Annotated in this window: 19 protein-coding genes, 1 pseudogene and 1 other annotated feature; of the genes and pseudogenes, 18 read left to right on the forward strand and 2 right to left on the reverse strand. The window is 28.6% G+C overall.

What is annotated here, in order from left to right:
- The 15 genes and pseudogenes from rpsO to Q1K13_RS09850 all read left to right on the forward strand — a co-directional run.
- Positions 1-70 (forward strand): annotated as a pseudogene (rpsO, locus tag Q1K13_RS09780) (30S ribosomal protein S15); the annotation flags it as partial.
- A gap of 91 nt (positions 71-161) precedes the next feature.
- Positions 162-2,270, forward strand: coding sequence for a polyribonucleotide nucleotidyltransferase (locus Q1K13_RS09785; RefSeq protein ID WP_300350179.1), 2,109 nt, complete (start codon positions 162-164; stop codon positions 2,268-2,270).
- Between the two features lie 170 nt (positions 2,271-2,440).
- Positions 2,441-2,716: a YlmC/YmxH family sporulation protein gene (locus Q1K13_RS09790; RefSeq protein ID WP_300350181.1), complete on the forward strand. Its 276-nt coding sequence runs from the start codon at positions 2,441-2,443 to the stop codon at positions 2,714-2,716.
- A 13-nt stretch (positions 2,717-2,729) separates the two neighbouring features.
- Positions 2,730-3,926 (forward strand): aspartate kinase, encoded by a 1,197-nt coding sequence (gene dapG / locus Q1K13_RS09795; RefSeq protein WP_300350184.1) that lies wholly within the window; start codon positions 2,730-2,732, stop codon positions 3,924-3,926.
- Between the two features lie 54 nt (positions 3,927-3,980).
- A complete protein-coding gene (locus tag Q1K13_RS09800; protein WP_300350187.1) occupies positions 3,981-4,685 on the forward strand; it encodes a ClpP family protease in 705 nt (234 codons plus the stop codon).
- Between the two features lie 131 nt (positions 4,686-4,816).
- Positions 4,817-7,210, forward strand: coding sequence for an FtsK/SpoIIIE family DNA translocase (locus Q1K13_RS09805; protein ID WP_300350190.1), 2,394 nt, complete (start codon positions 4,817-4,819; stop codon positions 7,208-7,210).
- A gap of 68 nt (positions 7,211-7,278) precedes the next feature.
- Positions 7,279-8,613: a 30S ribosomal protein S12 methylthiotransferase RimO gene (rimO, locus tag Q1K13_RS09810; protein ID WP_300350193.1), complete on the forward strand. Its 1,335-nt coding sequence runs from the start codon at positions 7,279-7,281 to the stop codon at positions 8,611-8,613.
- Positions 8,597-9,187: a CDP-diacylglycerol--glycerol-3-phosphate 3-phosphatidyltransferase gene (gene pgsA / locus Q1K13_RS09815; protein WP_300350196.1), complete on the forward strand. Its 591-nt coding sequence runs from the start codon at positions 8,597-8,599 to the stop codon at positions 9,185-9,187. Before rimO ends, pgsA begins: the two co-directional genes overlap by 17 nt.
- A gap of 136 nt (positions 9,188-9,323) precedes the next feature.
- Positions 9,324-10,367 carry a recombinase RecA gene (recA, locus tag Q1K13_RS09820; protein WP_300350199.1) on the forward strand — a complete coding sequence of 348 codons (1,044 nt, stop codon included), beginning with the start codon at positions 9,324-9,326 and terminating at the stop codon, positions 10,365-10,367.
- 357 nt (positions 10,368-10,724) lie between these two features.
- On the forward strand, positions 10,725-12,260 hold the full coding sequence (gene rny, locus Q1K13_RS09825; RefSeq protein ID WP_300350202.1) for a ribonuclease Y: 1,536 nt from the start codon (positions 10,725-10,727) through the stop codon (positions 12,258-12,260).
- Between the two features lie 299 nt (positions 12,261-12,559).
- Positions 12,560-12,820 (forward strand): stage V sporulation protein S, encoded by a 261-nt coding sequence (locus Q1K13_RS09830; RefSeq protein WP_300350205.1) that lies wholly within the window; start codon positions 12,560-12,562, stop codon positions 12,818-12,820.
- 464 nt (positions 12,821-13,284) lie between these two features.
- Positions 13,285-14,475 carry a pyridoxal phosphate-dependent aminotransferase gene (locus tag Q1K13_RS09835; RefSeq protein ID WP_300350208.1) on the forward strand — a complete coding sequence of 397 codons (1,191 nt, stop codon included), beginning with the start codon at positions 13,285-13,287 and terminating at the stop codon, positions 14,473-14,475.
- A gap of 92 nt (positions 14,476-14,567) precedes the next feature.
- Positions 14,568-14,828 (forward strand): HPr family phosphocarrier protein, encoded by a 261-nt coding sequence (locus Q1K13_RS09840; RefSeq protein ID WP_300350211.1) that lies wholly within the window; start codon positions 14,568-14,570, stop codon positions 14,826-14,828.
- Positions 14,829-15,131: 303 nt separating this feature from the next.
- Complete coding sequence (gene purB / locus Q1K13_RS09845) at positions 15,132-16,562, forward strand: adenylosuccinate lyase (RefSeq protein ID WP_300350214.1); 1,431 nt, start codon at positions 15,132-15,134, stop codon at positions 16,560-16,562.
- A 236-nt stretch (positions 16,563-16,798) separates the two neighbouring features.
- Complete coding sequence (locus Q1K13_RS09850) at positions 16,799-17,128, forward strand: single-stranded DNA-binding protein (RefSeq protein WP_300350217.1); 330 nt, start codon at positions 16,799-16,801, stop codon at positions 17,126-17,128.
- A 339-nt stretch (positions 17,129-17,467) separates the two neighbouring features.
- Here Q1K13_RS09850 and Q1K13_RS09855 read toward each other — a convergent pair whose 3' ends face one another.
- Positions 17,468-18,082: a 3'-5' exonuclease gene (locus Q1K13_RS09855; protein WP_300350219.1), complete on the reverse strand. Its 615-nt coding sequence runs from the start codon at positions 18,080-18,082 to the stop codon at positions 17,468-17,470.
- Between the two features lie 207 nt (positions 18,083-18,289).
- Between Q1K13_RS09855 and Q1K13_RS09860 the strand changes: the two genes are divergently transcribed.
- The 3 genes from Q1K13_RS09860 to Q1K13_RS09870 all read left to right on the forward strand — a co-directional run bounded on the left by Q1K13_RS09860 (position 18,290) and on the right by Q1K13_RS09870 (position 22,243).
- The gene (locus Q1K13_RS09860; protein WP_300350222.1) at positions 18,290-19,669 is read left to right on the forward strand and encodes a PhoH family protein; all 1,380 of its coding nucleotides are present in this window, start codon (positions 18,290-18,292) and stop codon (positions 19,667-19,669) included.
- A 414-nt stretch (positions 19,670-20,083) separates the two neighbouring features.
- Entirely contained in the window at positions 20,084-20,707 is a 624-nt protein-coding gene (locus Q1K13_RS09865) for a site-2 protease family protein (protein WP_300350225.1), read from the forward strand.
- 318 nt (positions 20,708-21,025) lie between these two features.
- Positions 21,026-22,243, forward strand: coding sequence for a CapA family protein (locus Q1K13_RS09870; RefSeq protein ID WP_300350227.1), 1,218 nt, complete (start codon positions 21,026-21,028; stop codon positions 22,241-22,243).
- 90 nt (positions 22,244-22,333) lie between these two features.
- On the opposite strand, the gene Q1K13_RS09875 is transcribed toward Q1K13_RS09870, so the two are convergent.
- Positions 22,334-23,842, reverse strand: coding sequence for a Ppx/GppA phosphatase family protein (locus Q1K13_RS09875; protein WP_300350230.1), 1,509 nt, complete (start codon positions 23,840-23,842; stop codon positions 22,334-22,336).
- Positions 23,843-24,054: 212 nt separating this feature from the next.
- Positions 24,055-24,257, forward strand: a binding site (T-box leader).
- Positions 24,258-24,333: the final 76 nt, after the last annotated feature.

The following is a 24,333-nucleotide window of genomic DNA, read 5'->3' on the forward strand; positions in this document are numbered from 1 at the left end:
AAACTACTTATATGAGCAAGATATCGAAAGATACAGAGCTATAATCAAAGAATTAGGATTAAGAAGATAATTTAGTAGAGCGGGTTTTTTACCGCTCTATTATTTTAAAAATATTAATATTGTAAAATTTTAGTTTTTATATACCGAGAGGAGGTATTTATATGAATCATACACATGAGGTTATGATAGCTGGAAGACCGATGAAAGTTGAGTTCGGAAAATTAGGAATGCTTTCAGATGCCGCTATTTTAATGAGTTATGGTGACACAGTAATATTAACAAACGTAAATGCATCAGAAAAACCAAGAGATGGAATAGATTTCTTTCCTCTAAGCGTTGAGTATGAAGAAAGATTATATTCAGTTGGTAAAATACCAGGTGGATTTATAAAAAGAGAAGGAAAACCTTCAGAAAAAGCCATACTAAATGGTAGAGCTATTGACAGACCTTTAAGACCTTTATTCCCAAAAGGATACAGAAATGATGTTCAAGTAGTATGTACTGTTGTTTCAGTAGAAAATGATAATTTACCTGAAATATTAGCTACAAATGCTGCATCAATGGCATTGTGTTTATCAAGCATACCTTTCACAACTCCAGTGGCTACAGTTCAAGTTGGATTAATAGGAGATGAATTTATATTAAATCCTACTTCAGCTCAAAGAGAAAAAAGCTCACTTCAATTAACAGTATGTTCAACTAAGGAAAGAGTTATGATGATTGAAGCTGGTGGAGACGAAATCCCAGAAGAAACAATGATTAACGCTATCAAATTCGGTTTTGATAAGTGTCAAGATATAATAAAATTCCAAGAAGAAGCTATAAAAATGTTTGGTAAAGAGAAAAAAGTACCAGAATTACATAAAGTTTCTGAGGAGATCGTAGAAGCGGTTAGAGAATTTGCTACTGAAATGATTACTGAAACTATGCACATTACTGACAGAGATGAAAGAAATGCTGCTATGGATGAAGTTAAAAATAAAATAAATGAAGAATTCGCTGAAAGATTCCCAGAGAACATGTCTGATATTGGTGAAGTTATTTATGATATGCAAAAAGAAGTAGTAAGACATATGCTTTTAAAAGAAGGTAAGAGACCAGATGGAAGAGCATTTGATGAAGTAAGAAAAATAAGTTGTGACGTTGGTTTACTTCCAAGAACACATGGAACTGGACTATTCACAAGAGGTCTTACTCAAGTTATGACTGTTGCTACTTTAGGATCGGTTAGTGAAATACAAATATTAGATGGTATTAGTGAAGAAGAATCAAAGAGATATATGCATCACTATAATTTCCCAGCTTATTCAGTAGGAGAAGTAAGACCATTAAGAGGACCAGGAAGAAGAGAAATAGGACATGGAGCTTTAGCTGAGAGAGCTTTAGAGCCACTTATACCTTCAGAAACTGAGTTCCCATACACTATAAGATTAGTATCAGAAGTCTTAAGTTCAAATGGATCAACTTCACAGGCGTCAGTTTGTGGTAGTACATTAGCACTTTTAGATGCAGGTGTTCCAATAAAGAGACCAGCAGCAGGTATAGCTATGGGATTAATAACTTCAAAAGATTTAAGTGAGGAAGAAGTTTTAACTGATATCCAAGGCTTAGAAGATTTCTTTGGAGATATGGACTTTAAAGTAGCTGGGACAGTAGAAGGAATAACTTCAATTCAGGTTGATACTAAAATAGCTGGACTTTCAGAGAAAGTTATTCATGATGCTATTTATGGTGCTAGAAAAGCAAGATTAATGATTCTAGATAAAATAAATGAGTGTATTCCTCAAGCTAGAGAAGAGGTTTCAAAGTATGCTCCTAAGACATCAACATTACAAATAGATCCTGAAAAAATAAGAGATGTAATTGGTGCTGGTGGAAAGGTTATAAACAAAATTATAGCTGATACTGGTGTTAAGATTGATATAAAAGAAGATGGCTTAGTTTATGTATCATCACCTGAGTCAGAAGGCGTTAAAGAAGCTATAAAAATAATCGAAGGTTTAACTAAAGAGGTTAAAACTGGAGAGATTTACTTAGGTAAAGTTACAAAAATTGCTCAATTTGGTGCTTTTGTTGAGGTATTACCTAATAAAGAGGGATTAGTTCATATTTCTAAACTTGATAATAAAAGAGTTGAGAAAGTTGAAGATATAGTATCTATTGGAGATGAAATCCTAGTTAAGGTAACAGAAATAGATTCTCAAGGAAGAATAAATCTTTCAAGAAAAGATGCAATAAAAGAAGCTGAAGAAGAAAATAAGCAGCAATAGTATTAAAAGGCAATTATTTATTGCCTTTTTATTTTATATATAAATAGTTTAATTATGTATATTTAAGTTTTTGTTCATAAAGCCTACTTTTTAGATTGATATTATATGAATAATGTTACTTTTTATAACATATTATTTAGTATTTTAATAAATAAGGAGAGGTATGTTTTATGAGTAATAATATTAGATATTTAAGTGAAATCGAAAGATATGAAATTATAAATATAAATGATGGTGAAAAATATAGCGGACTTATAAATAATGATGTTATTATAGATGATGAGGGAAGATTAAAATATCTAATAGTAAATTTAGGTGGAGGTAAGTTTAATCTTTTTAATTCAGAAGAATACTTAGAAATTGAGTGGGATAATGTAAAAAGAATAGGTGCTAAAACTATAATATTGGATGTTGATAGTGAAATGATAAGAAAAACAAAACTATAGGAGCGTGGGGATTTTGAAAATAGTAGTACAAAAATTTGGGGGTACTTCTGTATCAACTAAAGAAAGAAGAAGTATGGTTGTAGGAAAAGTAAGAGACGCAATAAGTAATGGATTTGTACCAGTAGTTGTTGTATCTGCTATGGGAAGAAAAACTGACCCGTATGCAACTGATACTTTATTAAATTTAGTTTCAGAAGAGTTTAAAAAAGAAAATAAATTAGCTACAGATTTACTTATGGGATGTGGAGAAATAATAAGTACTGTTGTAATGAGTGATGAATTAAAGTCAGTTGGAATAGATGCAATTCCATTAACTGGTGGAAATGCAGGAATACTTACTGATGATAATTATTCAAGTGCAGATTTTATAGATATAAATCCAAAGCTTATATTAGAAGTTCTTAAAGAAGGAAAAGTTCCAGTAGTAGCAGGTTTTCAAGGGGTAGATAGAAATGGATTCCTAACTACTTTAGGAAGAGGGGGTAGTGATACCACTGCTGCTGTATTAGGAGTAGCTTTAAAGGCTGAGGAAGTTGAAATATATACTGATGTAGATGGAATTATGACAGCTGATCCTAGAATCGTTGGAGATGCTGAACTTATAAATAAGATAAGTTATAATGAGGTATTCCAATTAGCGGATCAAGGAGCTAAGGTTATACATCCTAGAGCAGTAGAAATAGCTATGAGAGGGAATGTATCTTTAGTTATTAAAAATACTATGAATTCATGTGAAGGAACAGTCATAGATAGCTTAGGAGATATGAGTAATTCTAAGTTTATAACAGGAATAACTCATCAATCAAATAGAATTCAGGTTTCAATTAAATCTGAAGAAAACAAAAATAATATTAGCTATAAAACAATTTTAGAAATATTAGCTGATAATAAAATAAGTTTAGACTTGATAAATATATTCCCTAAAGAAAAAGTTTTTACAATAGATGAAAATGTCAAAGACTTATTTGAGGATATTATGGAAAGCTGTAATTTAAAATATGATATAGTAGAAGATTTAAGTACAATAGCTATAATAGGTTCAAGAATGAGGGGAATACCTGGAGTTATGGCTAAAATAGTTGGTGCTTTAGATAAGGAGAATATAGAGGTTTTACAAACTGCAGATTCACATATGACAATATGGTGTCTTGTTGAAAGTAAAAATGTTACTGAAGCTATAAAAGCGCTTCATAGAGCATTTATGAAATAGTGTATATTAATTTTTTTCTTGTGCAAAATAAAAATAGCACAAGGAGGAATAATAATGGAACATAATAATGAAAGTAAAGATAATAATAGTAAAAATAAGAGTATAGAAGAAATAAAAGAGATTGGAGCTGTTCTTCCTAAAAATAAAAAGGAAGATTCTAAAATTCAGGTTTTAACTATTATAGGACAAATAGAAGGTCATAGTGTACAGCCGCCTCAAACAAAAACAACAAAGTATGAGCATATGATACCTCAGCTTATTGATTTAGAGCAAAATGATAATATAAAAGGTATATTATTTGTTTTAAATACAGTTGGAGGGGATGTGGAAGCTGGCCTTGCCATTGCAGAGATGATTAGAAGTCTAAAAAAACCAACTGTTTCTTTAGTAATAGGTGGAGGTCATTCTATAGGAGTTCCTTTAGCAACAGCATCTAATTATTCGTTTATTTCACCATCAGCTACAATGATAATTCATCCAATAAGAATGAATGGTCTTGTTATAGGAGTTCCTCAAACATTTAAGTATTTTAATAAAATGCAAGAGAGAATCAATGAATTTATTATAAGAACTTCTGAAATAAAATTAGAAGTTTTAAAAGAAATGATGATGCAAACAGATGAACTTCTAAATGATATGGGCACCATATTGGTTGGAGAAGAGGCAGTTCAATGTGGACTTATAAATGAAGTTGGTGGAGTTAAGGAAGCATTGGATAAGTTAAATAGCTTAATAGAGGGTTATGAAATAGAACCATAGAATTTCTATGGTTCTATTTATGTCAATTTAAAAATATTTTGACAATATATACTCTTTTATGTATATAATATTTTTTGGTACAAGTATTCTATCATTTTAAATTAAAAGTAGATGAGGTGATTTAATTAAGTATGGCTACGGGGAAAAAGAAAACCAAAACTAAGACGCAAAATAAGAAAAATCAGAGTCAACATATACAGGTTACTGAAGAAATATATGCTTTGGTAGCAATATGTATTTCTTTAATAGTTATGTTTAGTCTATATACTGATAAAGCAGGATATTTAAGTGTTATATCAAGAACTTTATTAATAGGATTGTTTGGTGTTGGAGCGTTCTTTATTCCTATTTACATAATATATTTATGTACAAGGATTTTTTTATTTAAAAAAGAAGTTTTATTTTCAAGGGTTGGTCTTGGATTAACCATAGGATTAATAACAACAGTACTACTTATACAAACAGTAAATATAAATGATTACTATGTCAATGGAAGTGTATGGAGATCTATGAAGCTTATATGGAGTTCAGTAAGTGAATGGCATGGAGGAATAATAGGATTTTTAATTGTATTACCATTATATAAGTTAGTGGGGAAAATAGGCTTGTTCCTTATTTTTATAACTTTATATCTTATAGCTTCAATGCTTATTTTTGATTATAATTTAGTATCAATTAGAAACTTTTTAGGAGGATTTAAGGAAAGAGTTTCTGATGTTAAGTTTATGGATAAGAAGCAAAAAGATGATGATAATTATATAAATGTTAAAAGAAAAGAAGCATCAATAAGGACTAAAAGAAATGAAAATGTGAATAATGATCAAGTTAATGAAGATGAAGGAAAGATAAAGATATTAAATTTTATGAAAAATTCTTCCTTAAATGATATTGATTATTCAGATCATGAAATAAAGATTAATGAAGGCATAAAAGTTAATAAGCCTAAAAAAGAAGATAAAATTCCTAAAAATTTAAGCTTAGAAAATACCAGAATAGAGCAAAAAGGTTTTGCTTTAGATAATGAAGAAAAAGAAGAAGTGAGTGATGAGATAAGAAGTAATATTGCTAATAAAAATGAAAGTAATGGAGCAAGTTATATAGCACCAAAGGCTGAACTATTAAATATTAATAATGATAATGAGTTAGATAAGGATGATAAGAAAGCATTACTTTCAAATGCTACTAAATTAGAAGAAACTCTTATGAGTTTTGGAGTAGAGGCAAAAATTTTACAAGTTACTAAAGGTCCATCGGTTACAAGATTTGAACTTCAACCAAAACCAGGTATAAAGGTTAGTAAAATTGTTAATTTATCTGATGATATAGCATTAGGACTAGCAGCTAAAGGGGTTAGAATAGAGGCGCCTATTCCTGGGAAATCTGCCATTGGTATAGAGGTTCCAAACAAGGAACAAACACCAGTATTTTTTAGAGAAATTGTTGAATCAAAAGAGTTTTTGGAGAATAAATTTAAGGTGGCATGTGCATTGGGTAAAGATATAACAGGTAAGTCTGTTGTAACTGACTTAAGTAAAATGCCTCATGTACTTATTGCAGGGGCTACAGGTTCAGGTAAAAGTGTATGTATAAATACTTTAATTGTAAGCATACTATATAAATATTCTCCTGATGATGTAAGACTTTTGATGGTAGATCCTAAGGTTGTTGAATTAAATGTTTATAATGGAATACCACACCTTTTGATTCCAGTTGTTACAGATCCTAAAAAAGCAGCTGCTGCATTAAATTGGGCTGTAAATGAAATGACAAGAAGATACAAACTTTTTGCAGATAACGGAGTTAGAAATATAGAATCATACAATTCTTTATTTAAAAAAGGAGAGGTTCAAGAAAAACTTCCTTATGTAGTTATAATAGTTGATGAACTTGCAGATCTTATGATGGCATGTCCTCATGATGTTGAAGATTATATATGTAGATTGGCACAGATGGCAAGAGCTGCTGGTATGCATTTAGTAATTGCAACTCAGAGACCATCAGTAGATGTAATTACTGGGGTAATTAAAGCTAATATTCCATCAAGAATATCATTTGCTGTTTCTAGCCAAATTGATTCAAGGACAATACTTGATTCAGCAGGAGCGGAAAAGCTTTTAGGAAGAGGAGATATGCTATTTTACCCAGTTGGAGAATCAAAACCTCAAAGGGTACAGGGAGCATTTATATCAGAAGAAGAGGTTGAACATGTTGTATCCTTTATAAAAGAATCTCAAAAAGATGCTAAGTATGAGGAAGAAATTATAGAACATATTAATTCTGCTGCTACATCACAAGAAAGTGGTGGAGAAGGAGAAAGAGATGAACTTTTAGATGAAGCTATTGATATTGTTGTAGAGAGTGGTCAAGCATCAGCATCTTATCTTCAGAGAAGATTAAGAATAGGATTTAATAGAGCGGCAAGAATAATAGAAGAGTTAGAAGAATGTGGAGTTATCTCTAGAAGAGAAGGTAGTAAACCAAGACAAGTTTTAATTAGTAAGGATGAGTTAGAAAATATTAAATAAAAACTTGTTTAATTATAAAAAGAGTTTTAAAATAAAAGATATATATTTAAACGTAGGAGGAAGTAAATTTGGCTAAATATAAAGTAGGAATAGTAAGCTTAGGTTGTGATAAGAATAGAGTGGACTCAGAAATCATGCTTGGTATGGTTCAAAAAGAGTATGAACTTACAAACAATCCAAAAGAAGCAGACATAATAATTGTAAATACATGTGGTTTTATTGAGAAAGCTAAGCAAGAATCAATAAACACAATATTAGATATGGCAAAATATAAAAAAAGTCACAATTGTAAGCTTCTTATAGCTACAGGGTGTTTAACTCAAAGATATGGTGATGAATTATTAGAATTAATGCCAGAGATAGATGTAATGTTAGGTGTTAATGACTATGCTAAAATAAATGAAGCCATAATGAATTTCATAAATGGAAACAAAAAAATTACAGTAACTAATTATAGTGATACTTCAATAAATGAGGGGCTAAGATTAATAACTACTGATAAGAAAACTGCATACTTAAGAATTGCAGAAGGATGTGATAATTTCTGTACTTACTGTATCATACCTAAAATAAGAGGTAAATTCAGAAGTAGAGAATTAGAAGGAATAGTTAAGGAAGCTAAAAGATTAGCTGAAAACGGAGTTGAAGAATTAATATTAATAGCTCAAGATACAACTAACTATGGAATAGATATATACGGAGAAAAGAGACTTCATATAGTTTTAAGAGAATTAGCTAAGATTGAAAGTATAAAGTGGATAAGAGTACTTTACTGCTATCCGGAAGCAATATATGATGAACTTGTATCTGAGATAGCTTCAAATGATAAAGTTTGTAATTATCTTGATTTACCAATACAGCATATAAGTAATAATGTATTAAAGAGAATGGGAAGAAAAACAACTAAAGAAGAAATAATAGGTAAGATAAATAATTTAAGAAAAAATATTCCTAATATAGTTTTGAGAACTTCATTAATAGTTGGATTTCCAGGAGAGTCAGAAGAGGATTTCAATGAATTGAAAGATTTTATAAAAAATGTAAAATTGGATAAGGTTGGAGTTTTCACTTACTCAAGAGAAGAAGGGACTCCTGCTGCTATTATGGAAGATCAAGTTGATGAAAAAGTTAAACAAAAAAGAGAAGAAGAAATAATGTTACTTCAAAAGGATGTTTCAGAAGAAATAAATAAGAATAAAGAAGGAAGAGAATATAAAGTTCTTATTGAGAAGTTCAATGGAGAATATTATATAGGTAGAAGTTATGAAATGGCTCCAGATATAGATGGAAATGTATTTGTAAAAGGAAATGGAGTTAAAAAAGATGAGTTTTGTAAAGTTAAAATTGAGAAAGCTTTAGAATATGATTTAATAGGAGTTGTTTGCGATGAATTTAGCAAATAAATTAACTTTAATTAGAATAATTTTAGTTCCTGTATTTTTAGTATTCATAGCAGTTAAAAATTTACCATATGGAAGTATAATTGCAACACTTATATTTATAATTGCATCTATTACAGATCAGTTAGATGGGTATATTGCGAGATCAAGAAATCAAATAACTAACTTTGGTAAATTTATGGATCCATTAGCAGATAAGTTATTAGTAACATCAGCTTTAATATCTTTAGTTGAATTACAATTAATACCTGCTTGGGCTGCTATTGTTATAATTGCTAGGGAATTTGCTGTTTCTGGCTTAAGAACTATAGCGGCATCAGAAGGTAAGATTATTGCTGCTAGTTGGTGGGGAAAAATAAAAACTGTAATACAAATAATAGCTATAATTTTATTATTATTACAGGTCAATATAATAAATTCACCTGGAATTAAAGAATTAGTATTAGAAAATAGCTTTTTAAGTAATTTCTTTAGATATGTTCCAAATATTTTCTTATATTTAGCTGTTATTATAACAATACTTTCAGGAATAGATTATTTTATTAAGAATAAAAAGGTTATAGATACTTACAAATAAATGTTTAAAAAGCAAAATAATGGTCAAATATTAAAACATGAAGCTCTATTAAGAACTTCATGTTTATATTGACTTTTTTTTTATATATATTATAATAGTAGTAGAACTTATGTTCGTCTGTTTAAGGAGGTTAATTATGGCAAATATAGATAAAGATAAATTAAAAGCTATTGAGATGGCTATGGGTCAAATAGAGAAACAATTTGGTAAAGGTTCAGTAATGAAATTGGGAGAACAAAGTGCTCCTCAAATGGATGCAGTTTCTACTGGATGTTTAGATCTTGATATAGCTTTAGGAATTGGTGGGGTACCAAGAGGAAGAATAGTTGAAATATATGGACCAGAGAGTTCAGGTAAAACAACTGTTGCTTTACACATAGTTGCAGAAGCACAAAAATTAGGTGGAGCTGCTGCTTATATAGATGCAGAACATGCTTTAGATCCAGTATATGCTAGAAGATTAGGTGTTAATATAGATGACTTAGTTGTATCACAACCAGATACAGGAGAACAAGCTTTAGAAATTACAGAAGCATTAGTTAGATCAGGGGCTATCGATGTATTGGTTGTAGACTCAGTTGCAGCTTTAGTTCCAAGAGCTGAGATAGAAGGAGAGATGGGAGATTCTCACGTTGGTCTTCAAGCAAGATTAATGTCACAAGCTTTAAGAAAATTAACTGGTACTATAAATAAATCAAATTGTGTAGTAGTATTTATTAACCAGTTAAGAGAAAAAGTTGGTATAATGTTCGGAAATCCAGAAACAACTCCAGGTGGAAGAGCTTTAAAATTCTATGCATCAGTAAGAATGGATATAAGAAGAATTGATTCAATAAAACAAGGGGATGGAATAACTGGTAACAGAACAAGAGTTAAAGTTGTTAAGAATAAGGTTGCTCCTCCATTTAGACAGGCAGAATTTGATATTATGTATAACGAAGGAATATCAAAGGAAGGTAATATAGTTGATGTTGGTGTTAAGGAAAACATAGTACAAAAGAGTGGTGCATGGTTTTCATATGGAGACATAAGATTAGGTCAAGGTAGAGAAAATGCTAAACAATACTTAAAAGATAATCCAGAAGTTGCATTAGATATAGAAAATCAAATAAGAGAAAAGCATTCTCTTCCTTTAGTTAAAGAAGTGAAAGAAACTATTTCTGAAGAGAGTGCTGAATAATTTTTTCTAAAAGGTAAGGAATTTATTCCTTATCTTTTTTTGTATATATAATTAATTTTTTTGTGATTAAATAATGTTAACATATTAATTGAAATTAATATGTTAACATTAAATTAATCTTTAATTATAAATAATATTTGTTTTCTTTTAAAATGTTTAAAAAACACTGGAAATAAGAATATTTAAGGGTTTTGTGCATATAATATACGCAAGTGCTTATCTTGACATAAGTATAAAATTACTATACAATAATAACAAATACTGGTTTATCATATTCAAGAAATTACAGTGAGAATAGTATGACACCTTTCTACGCGAACTGTTTTTATATAAGAGAATAAGCGAGGAGGTGTTTATATGGTAGTAGAGATACTTATAGGAATAATAATATTAGGGGTTGTAGGATTTATTCAATACACTCTTATACAAAAAGCTTCAAAAAACAAGGTGGAAAGCCTAGAAAGAGAAGCTAATGCTACTTTAGAAGATGCTAAGAGAAAAGCTGAATCAACGAAGAAAGAGGCTATATTGGAAGCAAAAGAAGAAGTACACAAATTAAGATCAGATCTTGACAAAGAAACTCGTGATAGAAGAAATGAGATTCAAAGATTTGAAAGAAGACTTATACAAAGAGAAGAGTCATTAGATAAAAAGAGTGAAATGCTTGAAAAGAAAGAAGATAGCATGAACAAGAAATCCGTAGAGATTCAAGAACTTGAAGAAAGTGTGCAAAACTTATACGGTGAACAAAGAGCTGAGCTTGAAAGAATATCAAATCTTTCAAGTGAAGAGGCAAGAACATTATTATTAGATGAAGTAAGAAAAGAAATAAAACATGAATCAGCTATGCTGATCAAAGAACTTGAAACTAAGGCCAAAGAAGAAGCTGATAAAAAATCAAGGGAAATTATTACTACTGCTATTCAAAGATGCGCAGCAGACCATGTTTCTGAAACTACAGTACATGTTGTTGCCTTACCAAACGATGAGATGAAAGGAAGAATCATTGGTAGAGAAGGTAGAAATATTAGAACTTTAGAAACATTAACAGGGGTTGACTTAATAATAGATGATACTCCAGAAGCTGTTATTCTTTCAAGCTTTGATCCAATAAGAAGAGAAGTTGCAAGAATAGCCTTAGAAAAGTTAATTGTAGATGGAAGAATTCATCCAGCTAGAATTGAAGAAATGGTAGAAAGAGCTATTAAAGATGTAGAAAATGACATTAAGGAAGAGGGAGAACAAGCAACTTTTGAAACTGGTGTTCATGGATTACATCCAGAAATAATCAAGCTTCTAGGAAGACTAAAGTACAGAACAAGTTATGGTCAAAATGTTTTGAAACATTCAATAGAGGTTTCATATTTAGCAGGATTAATGGCATCTGAATTAGGACTAGATGTTAACCTAGCTAGAAGGGCTGGTCTTTTACATGATATAGGTAAAGGAGTCGATCAAGAGTATGAGGGTCCTCATGCAGTTATTGGTGGAGAACTTGCTAAAAAATATCATGAATCACCTGCAGTTGTTAATGCAATAGCAGCTCACCATGGTGATGAAGAGATGCAAAGCTTAGAAGCTATACTTGTTCAAGCAGCAGACGCCATATCAGCGGCTAGACCTGGTGCTAGAAGAGAAACTTTAGAAGCTTATATTAAGAGATTAGAAAAATTAGAAGAAATAGCTACTTCATATGAAGGTGTAGAAAAGTCATATGCCATTCAAGCTGGAAGAGAAATAAGAATTATTGTTAAACCAGATCAAGTTGATGATGCAGGGGCTATTGAGATGGCTAGAAATATTGTTAAGAAAATAGAAGAACAATTAGAGTATCCAGGCCAAATCAAGATTAATGTTATTAGAGAAACTCGTGCAGTTGACTATGCTAAATAAATGAAAATATAAAATACATTTTGTTTACAAAATGTATTTTTTAAATTAACCCTACTGATATTAATTAGTAGGGTTTTCTGTTTTTTATTTACGTTTTATAAAAATTAAGTTAAGTTTTTATAATTAAGACATATTAGTATCATATAAAAAATATATATAAGTAAGAAGTTTTTAAATATTAAATTTTTTTTTACTTTTTAAGAGAGGATTTTAAATATTTATAGAGAATTATATAGATTAAGGAAAACGTTAACTCTTAATGTAAACGTATCCTATAATAAAACTGGGAGGTTTATGTAATGGAAGTATTAAAGGTATCAACAAAATCAAATCCTAATTCAGTAGCAGGTGCACTAGCGGCTATAATAAAAGAGAGAAATACGGTAGAAATACAAGCTGTAGGAGCAGGAGCCATAAATCAAGCTATTAAAGCAATTGCAATAGCTAGAGGGTTTGTTGCCCCAAGTGGAAAAGATATAGTTTGTATTCCGGCATTCACAGACATTGAAATAGATGGTGAAGAGAGAACAGCTATTAAGCTTATAATACAACCAAGATAAAAATTTAGAGTGATAAATTTAAATAATAAATGATACTACTATAAGGATAAGTTACTTATAGTAGTATTTTTGTTTTTAGGAATTTCTATTAGTAATTTGTTAAAAATATTGTGGGAAAATATAGGAATATTGAAAGTTTTTTTGTTAAAACTTTCAATATAAAATAATTATTATATTGTATATAGGGAGATATATTTAGAGATTTAATGTTATATAATTATGTGAATAGATAGTTTTATTTACTTTAAAAGATAAAAATGGTATATTTAAAGCGTAATCAAGTAAAATATAAGCAATGAAAAAGGGAGGTGACTGTTGCAATAGCTAATATTTTTAATCTCTTTAAAAAAGAAGATGATTCATGAAAAATATTATTTAAATTCATTTTATGAAATTTTGTGAAATAAAAAATGCATTTAGATATATTAAAATGAATAATATATAGTTATTAGCGACGGAATTAGATGATTTTATCTAAAAAAGCAGAAAAAATAGGGGCATCTTTAACATTGGCATTAACAGCCAAGGCTGGAGAACTTAAAAAACAAGGATTGGATGTAGTAAGTTTTGGAGTTGGGGAGCCAGATTTTAATACTCCTAACAATATAATAGAAGCTGCTACTAAGGCCATGGTAGAAGGTAAGACTAAATATACACCTGCTTCTGGAATATTTGAACTTAAGGATGCCATATGCAGAAAACTTTATATTGATAATGGATTAAAGTATAATTCAAGCAATATAGTTATTTCAACAGGAGCTAAGCAATCTTTAGCTAATGTTTTTATGGCTATTTTAAATCCTGGGGATGAAGTTATAGTTCCAGTTCCATATTGGGTTAGTTATCCAGAGCTTATTAAATTATGTGATGGAGTTCCTGTTTTTATAGAAACCAAAAAAGAAAATGATTTTAAGGTTACTTATGAAGAGTTAAATAAGGTTTTAACATCTAAAACAAAGGCAATAGTATTAAATACTCCAAATAATCCAACAGGAACAGTTTATTCTAAGGAGGATTTAGAGGAAATAGCTAAATTTGCAAAGGAACATGATATCATAATAATATCAGATGAAATATATGAAAAACTTATATATGGAGAAGAAGAACATGTTAGTATTGCTTCATTAAGTGAAGATGCATTTAATAGAACTATTGTTATAAATGGATTTTCTAAAGCTTATGCTATGACAGGGTGGAGAATAGGATATGCAGCTTCTTCTAATGAAAATTTAGTTAAAATAATAAGTAATGTACAAAGTCATATGACATCGAATCCTAATAGCATAGCTCAGTATGCCGCATTAGAAGCATTAATAGGGGAACAAGAAACTGTTAATAATATGGTTGAAGAATTTTCTTTGAGAAGAGAACTCATGATAAAACTTATAAATGAAATTGAAGAAGTAAGTTTTATTAATCCTAAGGGAGCTTTCTATGTGATGATTGATTTATCAAAGGTTTTAGAAAAAGGAAATATAAGTGGGTCAATGGAATTTGCTAATTTACTTCTAAAAGAGGAAAAAGTTGTTGTAATACCAGGTATAGCTTTTGGAGAAGATAATTTTATAAGATTGTCTTATGCAACATCTAAAGATGAAATTTTAAGAGGATTAGAAAGAATAAAAAACTTTATTGAGAAAATAGTCAATAATTAATATTTTTTAAGTTGTTGAAATTTTCTAAAAAAATTAGTATAATTAAGTGGTTAGTATTATTAATAACAAATATAAGTAAAGAGGTGTTTATTATGGTAACTAAAGAGGTTTTAGTTAAAAATTCAACAGGCTTACATGCTAGACCAGCAACTTTACTAGTAAAAAAAGCTTCAGCTTTCAAATCAGACATAAGCTTAGAGTTCAATGGTAAAAAAGCTAATGTTAAAAGCTTAATCGGAGTTTTATCATTAGGTGTTTCTAAAGACGCTAATGTTAAAGTTATCGCTAGCGGTGACGACGAAGCTTTAGCTGCTGAAGAAATAGCTAAGTTAATTGAAAATTTAGAGGAGTAATCTTCGTAAAAGGATTCTTTTTAGAATCCTTTTATTTTTTTATAAATGTTTTTAGTAAGTCTTTTTGAATAATTATTTAAATTTAAAGTAACAATATGAAATAAAACAAAATAAAATTTTTAATAATAAACTCATATAATCATAAAAACACGAATTATTTAAATGTTAAAAGACTTATTAATAAATTAAAAGAACTTAAATACGAATGATAATTTATTTTTAGGTAAATTTATTTATATAAACAAAATGTTATGGTATAATATAAATATGATTTTTAGTATTGTTGCTTTAGGAGGTTACAAAGTGAAAAATTTATATAGTACACCATTAAATTCAAGATACGCATCAAAAGAGATGTCATATATTTTCTCTGACGATATGAAATTCTCAACATGGAGAAAATTATGGTTAGCTCTTGCAGAGGGTGAAAAAGAATTAGGATTAAACATAACAGATGAGCAAATAGAAGAGCTTAGAAGTCATATTTCAGATATAAACTATGAAGAAGCAATAAAGAAGGAAAAAGAAGTAAGACACGATGTTATGAGTCATGTCTATGCATATGGTCTTCAATGTCCTTTGGCAAAAGGAATAATACACTTAGGAGCTACTAGCTGTTATGTTGGAGATAATACAGATGTAATAATAATGAGAGATGGATTATTATTGATCAAAAAGAAGTTAGTTGCAGTTTTAAATAACTTAAGAAAATTTGCCTTAGAATATAAAGATATGCCTACATTAGGATTTACTCACTTCCAGCCAGCTCAGCTTACAACAGTAGGTAAGAGAGCGACTTTATGGATGCAAGATTTAGTGATGGATATAGAAAATATAGACCATGTTATAGCAAATTTAAAGCTTAGAGGAGTTAAAGGAACAACAGGAACTCAAGCAAGTTTTATGAATCTTTTTGAAGGGGATGAAACTAAGGTTAAGGCTTTAGATAAGATAGTTGCTGAAAAAATGGGATTTGAAAAGAGTTTTGGAGTTACAGGACAAACTTATCCAAGAAAATTAGATTCAATAATTTTAAATACATTATCAGAGATTGCACAAAGTGCTTATAAATTTTCAAATGATTTAAGATTGCTTCAAAGCATGAAAGAAGTTGAGGAGCCATTTGGAAAACATCAAATAGGATCATCAGCCATGGCGTATAAAAGAAATCCAATGAGAAGTGAGAGAATGGGTGCTTTAGCTAGATATGTTATAGTAGATGCTTTAAATCCAGCTATAACTGCTTCAACTCAATGGTTTGAGAGAACATTAGATGACTCAGCTAATAAAAGAATAGCAGTTGCAGAGGCATTCTTGGCTTTAGATGGAGTATTAAATCTTTACATAAATATAGCAGAAAATATGGTTGTTTATGAAAAAGTAATAGCTGCCCACGTAAATCAAGAACTACCATTTATGGCTACTGAGAATATAATGATGGAATCAGTTAAAAGAGGTGGAGATAGACAAGAACTTCATGAAAAAATTAGAGTTCTTTCAATGGAAGCTGCACAAAGAGTAAAAGGTGAAGGGCTTAATAATGACTTAATAGAAAGAATAATAAATGATGGTTCATTTAATCTTTCAGAAGAGGAAATATTAGCAATAATAGACCCAATTAAGTTTGTAGGAAGAGCTCCAAGTCAGGTTGTAGAATTTATAGATGAATATGTAGATCCTATAATAAAAGCTAATAAAGAGGCTGCTAGTTTAAGTAGTAATATAACAGTTTAATTTATATAAATAAGGTTACTAGAGATTTTTCTAGTAGCCTTTCTTTATTATAATGAATAAAATCACCTGCTATGCCAAGGGGGAATAAATCTTTATAACACTAAGAATAAATCTCTATTTTAAAAAATAATTTTAAATTTTGAAATATATTTCAAAAAAATCAGAACATATGTTTGAAATTTTTAAAATCAGTCCATAATTAAGGTAATTTAATTGATAGGAGGATTTTAAATTGTATGAACAAAGTTGATTTAATTGGAAGAGTTGCCACCAAAATAGAGATTAGAGAGTCTAAAAAACAAAAGAAATATATTAGATTTAGAATAGCTGTTAATAGTTTTAATGGGAAAGAAGAAACTACAACTTTCTTAAGTGTTATAACATGGAGTAAGTCTACTGTTGAGTTTTTAAATAATTATGTAGGTGTTGGTGATTTAATATCTGTTAGTGGAGAGATTATAGAAAGTAAATATGAAAGTGAAAATGGGGAAGTTAGATATTATACCAACATAAATACTTCAAATATAAATCTTTTAAGCAAGGCTAAAGAAAAAGATATTTCTTAATTTTTTTAGAAAATAATATAAGTATAAGTACATGTATCAAAATAACTTTTTATAAACTTACAAATAATATGAAGAGAATATTTAGATGAGCTTTAGAATTTAATTTATTACGTAGAAAATACTACGTTAAAAAGCTTTGGTTGATTAAAGAGTAGAAAGCTTCTAAGCTTTAGTAATATTTTAGAAGTAATGATTATAATTTTTTAGCAAAATCTAGTGATTATATGAATATATTTGTAAGTTTTATTATATTTTGATACGGCCCCTAGTTTATAGACAAAATGACTTTTGATTATTACAAAAGTCATTTTATCTTTTTATATTTTAAATTTAAAAAATTTATTTTTCTTCTAATAATTTTGTGAAGTAGTTTCTTGGTATTAAGCCTTTTTTGATTCCATTTATAACTGTTAAATAGGTTGCAGCTGTATCAAATCTTGCATCGTGATAATTTCCGCTTCCATGGAAGTATTTGTTTGCAGTTTCGCTTATTTCATCATTAGTAATATTTAAGTGTTTAATAACCTCTTCTAATTTAGGATTTTTATAATCACCAGTAGGTCTTAAAATTTTGCATATATTTTTATAATATTGCATTGTACAGAATACATGTTTTGGTTCAAAGAATTCACCAAGACCTAGCATTTCATGTTTTAAGAATTTAATATCAAATTGAACATTATGTCCTATTAAAAAGTCTGCATCTATGAAATCTTTAATAAAGCTTTCGTAAAGATCTTCAAAATACATTCCTTCACTTAGTTCATAAAGTTTTTCTAAAGAAAATCCATGTATTCTTTCAGCTTCAGCTTCCATTTCATCAACTGTGAAAAATATATTCTTTCCAATAGTTGTTTGAGGTTTTGTTGAGGTATCAACAAGTATATAGCTAAGTTGACATATGCTTCCTGGTTTAACCCCTGTGGTTTCTGTGTCAAAAAATAGTAGTTTCATTAAGAAAACCTCCAATGTTGTTTATGTTTATATATTAGTATAAATTAAAAATCTATAAGTAAAATTAAATACTTCTCACTTTTTAAAATTTGTTTTTTAAAATATTGATATTTAAGAATTTTATTGATTATTCTTAAATATTAATATATAAATAAATGAAAATCAAGTTTGCTTATAAGGCCTTATTATTCTAAAGGAGTGATTAGTTTGAAGAAAACTTATATATTAGATACAAATGTGCTTTTATATTCACCAGGTGCCATATATGCCTTTGAGGATAACAATGTTATTATTCCAGAAGTTGTATTGGAGGAATTAGATAACATAAAGAAAATGAATAATGATTTAGGCGCTAATGCTAGGAATGTAGCTAGGGAGTTAGATAAGCTTAGATTGTTAGGTTCATTAAATGAGGGTATTGATTTATCAAGTGGTGGAAAGCTTAAAGTTGTAACAAACTTTTACAATACTAAAATACCAGAAGCTTGGAATATAAGTAAAGCAGATAATAGAATAATACAAATATGTAAGGCGCTTAAGGAACAAGGAGAAGATGTTTGTTTAATAACTAAGGATATATTTGAGAGAATAAAGGCAGATACTGTTGGAATAAAATCAGAAGACTTTTATGAGGTTGTTGTTCCTGAATTTGAAGAACAATATAGTGGAAGAGAGGATGTTTATACTAGTTCAGAAGTTTTAGAAAGTTTCTTTAAAAATAAGGTTTTAGAGAAGAAAGATTTATTAGTTTATGATGAAGGTAATAAAAGTTATGTGGAACCAGATTTAGAAATAAATCAATTTTTAATTATTCATTGTAATGATAATGAAAAGCAAACAGCCTTAGGAAGGTTTGATGGTAAATTTATTAGACCTCTTTTATATAAAGATAATAATAATATAATGGGAATATCACCTAGAAATGTTGGACAAAAGTTTATGCTTGAGTGTCTTAGTATGGATGCTAATAAGGCACCTTTAGTAATAATAAAAGGACCAGCAGGTACTGCTAAAACTTTATTTTCATTAGCAGTAGGATTACAAAAAATAATAGAAGAGGAAAGTGGTCAGTATAGAAGAATTTTAGTTTGTAGACCAAATGTAACAATGGATGAGGAAATTGGATATTTACCTGGAACTGAGAGGGAAAAAATAGCTCCATTTATGAGACCTATTTATGATAATTTAGAAATACTTATAGATTCTGATGAGAAGGCTAGATATTCTAATGAGAGGGAATTAAATGATAAAATAGAGGAGCTTTTTGAAAGAAAGATAATAACAACAGAGGCAGTAGCTTATTTAAGAGGAAGAAGTATAATTAAGAATTGGATTATAATAGATGAAGCACAAAATCTTACTCCTAAGCAAGTAAAAGCTATTATTACTAGAGCTGGTGAAGGGTCTAAGATTATATTGGTTGGAGATCCAGAGCAGATAGACCAAGCTTTCTTGGATTCTAGAAGTAATGGATTATGTTATGCTTCAGAGAAAATGAAAGGTAGTCACCTTTGTTATCAAATAACACTTAAATATGATGAGTGTGAGAGAAGTGAATTGGCATTTGAGGCTGCTAAGAGATTATAGATTAATTATTGTTGATTTTTAGACTAAAATTAATTTATATGTTGCTTTATATGACTTTATAAGAAAAGCTTTCATTAAAGGTTTTAAATTAATAGGAGAAATAGTTATTTATTTTAGGTTTAGGCTCTGTTTTAAACTAGTGTTGATTTTAGAGAGAACTTTTTTAATCATCTTAATAAGCAGTTTAGAGTTTCATTTAATATGTAAGAATAAATAGACAGAAACTCTCTATAAAATTAAGTAGGTTTTATTTTATAGCTAAAAGCAACATTCTATTAAAACAGGGTCTAATTTAAATAGATTTTTTATCTTTATTAATAAAATAATTACATATAAAACATAGGTATTTGTGGTATAATTTTTTTTATAAACAGAGAATTCAAATTAATAACATATAACTAAAGGAGGAGTGACATGAGATTTTTATTAAATGTATTACTTAGCATTCCAGCTATATTAATAGCTTTTTCAGTAAAAGAATATACTCGTGCAAAAATGGCAGATAAATTAGGGGATAAAGCACCAAGATTTAGAGGAGAATTAACATTAGACCCTCTTAAACATATAGATATAATGGGTGCATTAATGATGGCCCTTATTGGATTTGGATGGACAAAAAGTGTTAATATAAATAAATATGCATTTAAAAATCCTAAAAAAGATGCAATAAGAGTAAATGCTATGGCTTGGTTTTCAAATTTAGGAGTTGCAGTATTAGGAGCAATTTTATTTGCTTTATGGATTAAATTCTTTGGAATTATGGGAACTACTTCTGAGATATTAGTTAGTATATTAAGATATATAATAATATTAAATGTAAACTTATTTGTGTTTAATATATTACCACTACCAGGATTAGATTGTTTTAGAATATTAGAGGATGCAAATCCAAAAGCTTTTTATAAATTTTCAGAAACGATATATAAGTATTATACAGTAATACTTATAGCAATAATATTTTTAGGAAGTAGTATATTATCTATTCCTTCAAATTTTATAATGGGAATTTTACAAAGTTTAATAAATGGAATATTATAAGTTTTTCTTTAATAAAGACCTTTCTTCTATATGAAGAGGGGTCTTTTGTTTTAGGTTCTGTTTTAAGAAAGTATTGATTTTAGCTAATCTTAAGACCTAATTAATTTTTAGTGAAAATAAAAAAATACATTTTGAACTTATAAATTGGAAAGAATATAATAAGGTATTTCCTAGTTAAATTTGAATATTCCAGAATAATATTTAGTTATTTATTTAAAGTAGTGAGATAATTTTGAGGATAAGAATAATAGTTTAAGTTTTTAGAAAGATAATTGAAATTATATGTAAAAATATGGTAATATAAAATGGGGTGAGAATATGATTAAATTATCTAAAACTATGAAAATGCTTTTAGCATCTTTAGGAATAGTATGTGTTACTTTAATAACAAGTACTTTGACAAATAATAATATAGTTACAACCAAGGGAGCTACCACTGAAACAGAGAAGATTAGTAAAGAAAATCAGGGAAAAGGTGTTTTAAATTTATTTAACTTTGGAAGAGAGGTTAAGTTAAGTGCAGTAGGCGACATAATATTACATGATGAACAAATATGGTCTGCATATGATGAGGAAAATAAAAGTTATAACTTTAATCCTAATTTCAAATATATAAAGAGTTTTTTAGAAGAGAGTGATATATGTTATGGAACTATAGAAGGAACTTATAGTGGAATAGAAAAAGGTTTTTCAGGTTATCCAAAATATAATGGACCTGATACCATGATTGAAGCTTTATATAGTTCAGGTTTTGATATTTTAAATTTAGCAACTAATCATTCTTTAGATAAGGGAGAAGAGGGATTTAATAGAACTATAGAAAAAGTAAGTGAAAAAATGACTCCTTTAGGAAGTGAAAATTATATAGTTAAAAAGTTAAAAGGAATAAAAATAGGATTTACTTCATTCACCTTTGAAGAGAAAGAGGAGGAGTTAAATGGAGTTAAAATAGGAGAAAGTAAAATAAATACTTTTAGTTATAAAACTTTAGATGAAGATTTAATTAAAATGGAAAATATAATTAAAGCTATGAATGAAGAAGGGGTAGATTTTATAGTTTTTGGAATGCATTGGGGTGTTGAGTATAGTGGAGAGCCAAGTAAGTATCAAATTAAGATTGCAGAAACTTTAAATAAGTATGGTGTTGATTTAATACTTGGAAGTAATCCTCATGTTATACAGCCTATTTTAGAATTAAAAAATGAAAATGGAGAAAAGACATTGGTTGCTTATTCTTTAGGTAATTTTCTTTCAAATCAAAGGGAGAAAACTATGGGGAATAGAAAAACATCAGATGGAGTTATACTTAATATAACAATAGATAAAAATAGAAAGGGAGCTTATGTAAAGGAGTGGAGTTATATCCCAACATGGGTTTATAAAAATGAAAAAGAAAATAAAAAATCAGATTACTTTATTTTACCTGTTAATGAAACTTTAGAAAGTGAAGAGGCAAAAAAATTAGACGGAAATATAAAAGCTGAACTTTTAAAATCTAAAGAATCTACTGAAAATATATTAGGAATTAGGAAATAATAAAATTAAAAAAGTGTTGATTTTACATAGAATATTAAGGATATCTTAATGACTAGATAAAATCAACACTCACATAAAAATCTTTTAATACTAAGCTTTTTCTATTATTAAATTTTTATTATAGATTTCTAAGAATGCTTTAGCACTTCTCCTAGCTTGACGCATTTCTAAATCTAAATCAAAATCAGAGTAAAGTTTAAGAGTAACAGTATCATCTTCTATAATTACATCTAAATCTCTTACATGACCAGTTAATCCTCTGTCTAAACCTTCTGCAAGTTTTAAAATAACTCCAATATGTTCAACATGCTTAACATCAAGTTTGTTTATTATAGATGAGTACTTAGCAAGTGGTGCTTGGAATGAATTATTTCTATGATAAGCTGCACACAATGCACTAAGTAGGATTTCTTTATGAGTTAAGCCATTTATATGAGAATTTAATATAACATAAAATGAGTGAATATGATGATCATAATATCTTATACTTATTCCGCAGTCGTGAAGAAGAGAAGCTGTTTTTAAAATGTTTTTAAATTCATCTCCTAAGTGATGAAGAGGTATAAGTTCTTCAAATAAAGTATTTGCTAATCTATAAACATTCTCAGCATGGGGAATATTTATATTTAGGGTATCCATTATTCCTTTTAAACTTACATCTAATATATCATCTTCATTATGGAAGGTATTAGTTATATATTCATATATAATACCTTCTCTAAGACCACGACCACAAACTATAACCTCCTTAGTTTCTGTGAATTTTAAAATTTGTTTAATGATATTTGATGAAGCTACTATAACATCTGCTCTAGCTTGAGAAAGACCTTCTATTTTTTTTCTTTGACGGAGGTTTTTACTTTTAAACATATGAGACATTTCATCAATATCATAGTCATACATAACATAATTATGAACTATATCAATAGGATATCTTTTTCTTCTTCTATCAACTTTACCAAGGTTTCTAAATGAACCACCAACACCAATAAGTGAATGGAATTTATTTTCTTTTAACCAATCGATTTTAGATAGGTTATCCTTTATATATTCAACACATTTTGAATTGTTTTCAAAAGTAACCATATCTCCAAGCTCAAACATTGAAGTTAAAGTAACATATCCAAAAGGAAGAGTAACTTCTTTATATATATTATTATTTTTAATCCAACAAAGGTGGGTATTATTACTATTAATATCTAAAAGAAGTGAGTCGTTGACATAGAGAGAGTTTTTAGCTCCTAAAAAGTTATAATGAATTTCTTCTTCGTTTGATAATATTCTAAGGTCTAAATCAAGTTTTTTCTTTATGATCTCTTTAAGATTAATCTCATTATTCGCTTGCCCGATGCTCTCAGCACCAATTAATATTATTTTTGATGCACCACAAGATTGGCACATTGATTTGAATGATTTTATAGATGAAATTGTAAGGCCTATTTTTTCTTGACTTAAAAGAGAACATGCAAAAAGGTCTGAACCAAGTCTTATATGTTCTTTTAATTCGTCAATTATTCTGAAATATCCAGAATTCTCAACTTCTGCAAGTGTTAATCTAACAGAGTTAGATCCAATATCTATAACTCCTATTCTATCCATTTTATTTCCCCTCTACTTGTTTAAAATATAATTTTACTATATATTCATACTATATAATTTTAATAAAGTTTTCAAGGAATTTAAAAAATAAGTAATTAATAAAATTCATATTGACAGTATTTAATATATAATACTATAATAGGTTAGTGATAAAAAAATATGCTTAATTTTTCTTGAAAAGTATGATAAAATTAAGTTATAAAATATAATATAAAAAATCGATGAAGAGAAGAGTAGTCTTTATGATTTCTTAAGCGAGTAAGGGATGGTGAGAGCCTTATAGAATAGTTTAGATGAAGAGAGCCTCGGAGATGCATGTTGATAAGTTGTTATTAAGATGTCGCGTATATGCGTTAATTTACAAAGTGGGTTTTTAACCAATTAGAGTGGTACCGCGGATATATCCGTCTCTTTATTTTTAAAGAGGCGGTTTTTTATATTGTAAAAAAATTATATTTTGGAAACAATGTCAATAAGATGTTTTTTCAAAA

Origin of the sequence: Clostridium sp. (assembly GCF_029267215.1) — a bacterium.
Classification (GTDB): Bacteria; Bacillota; Clostridia; order Clostridiales; family Clostridiaceae; genus Sarcina.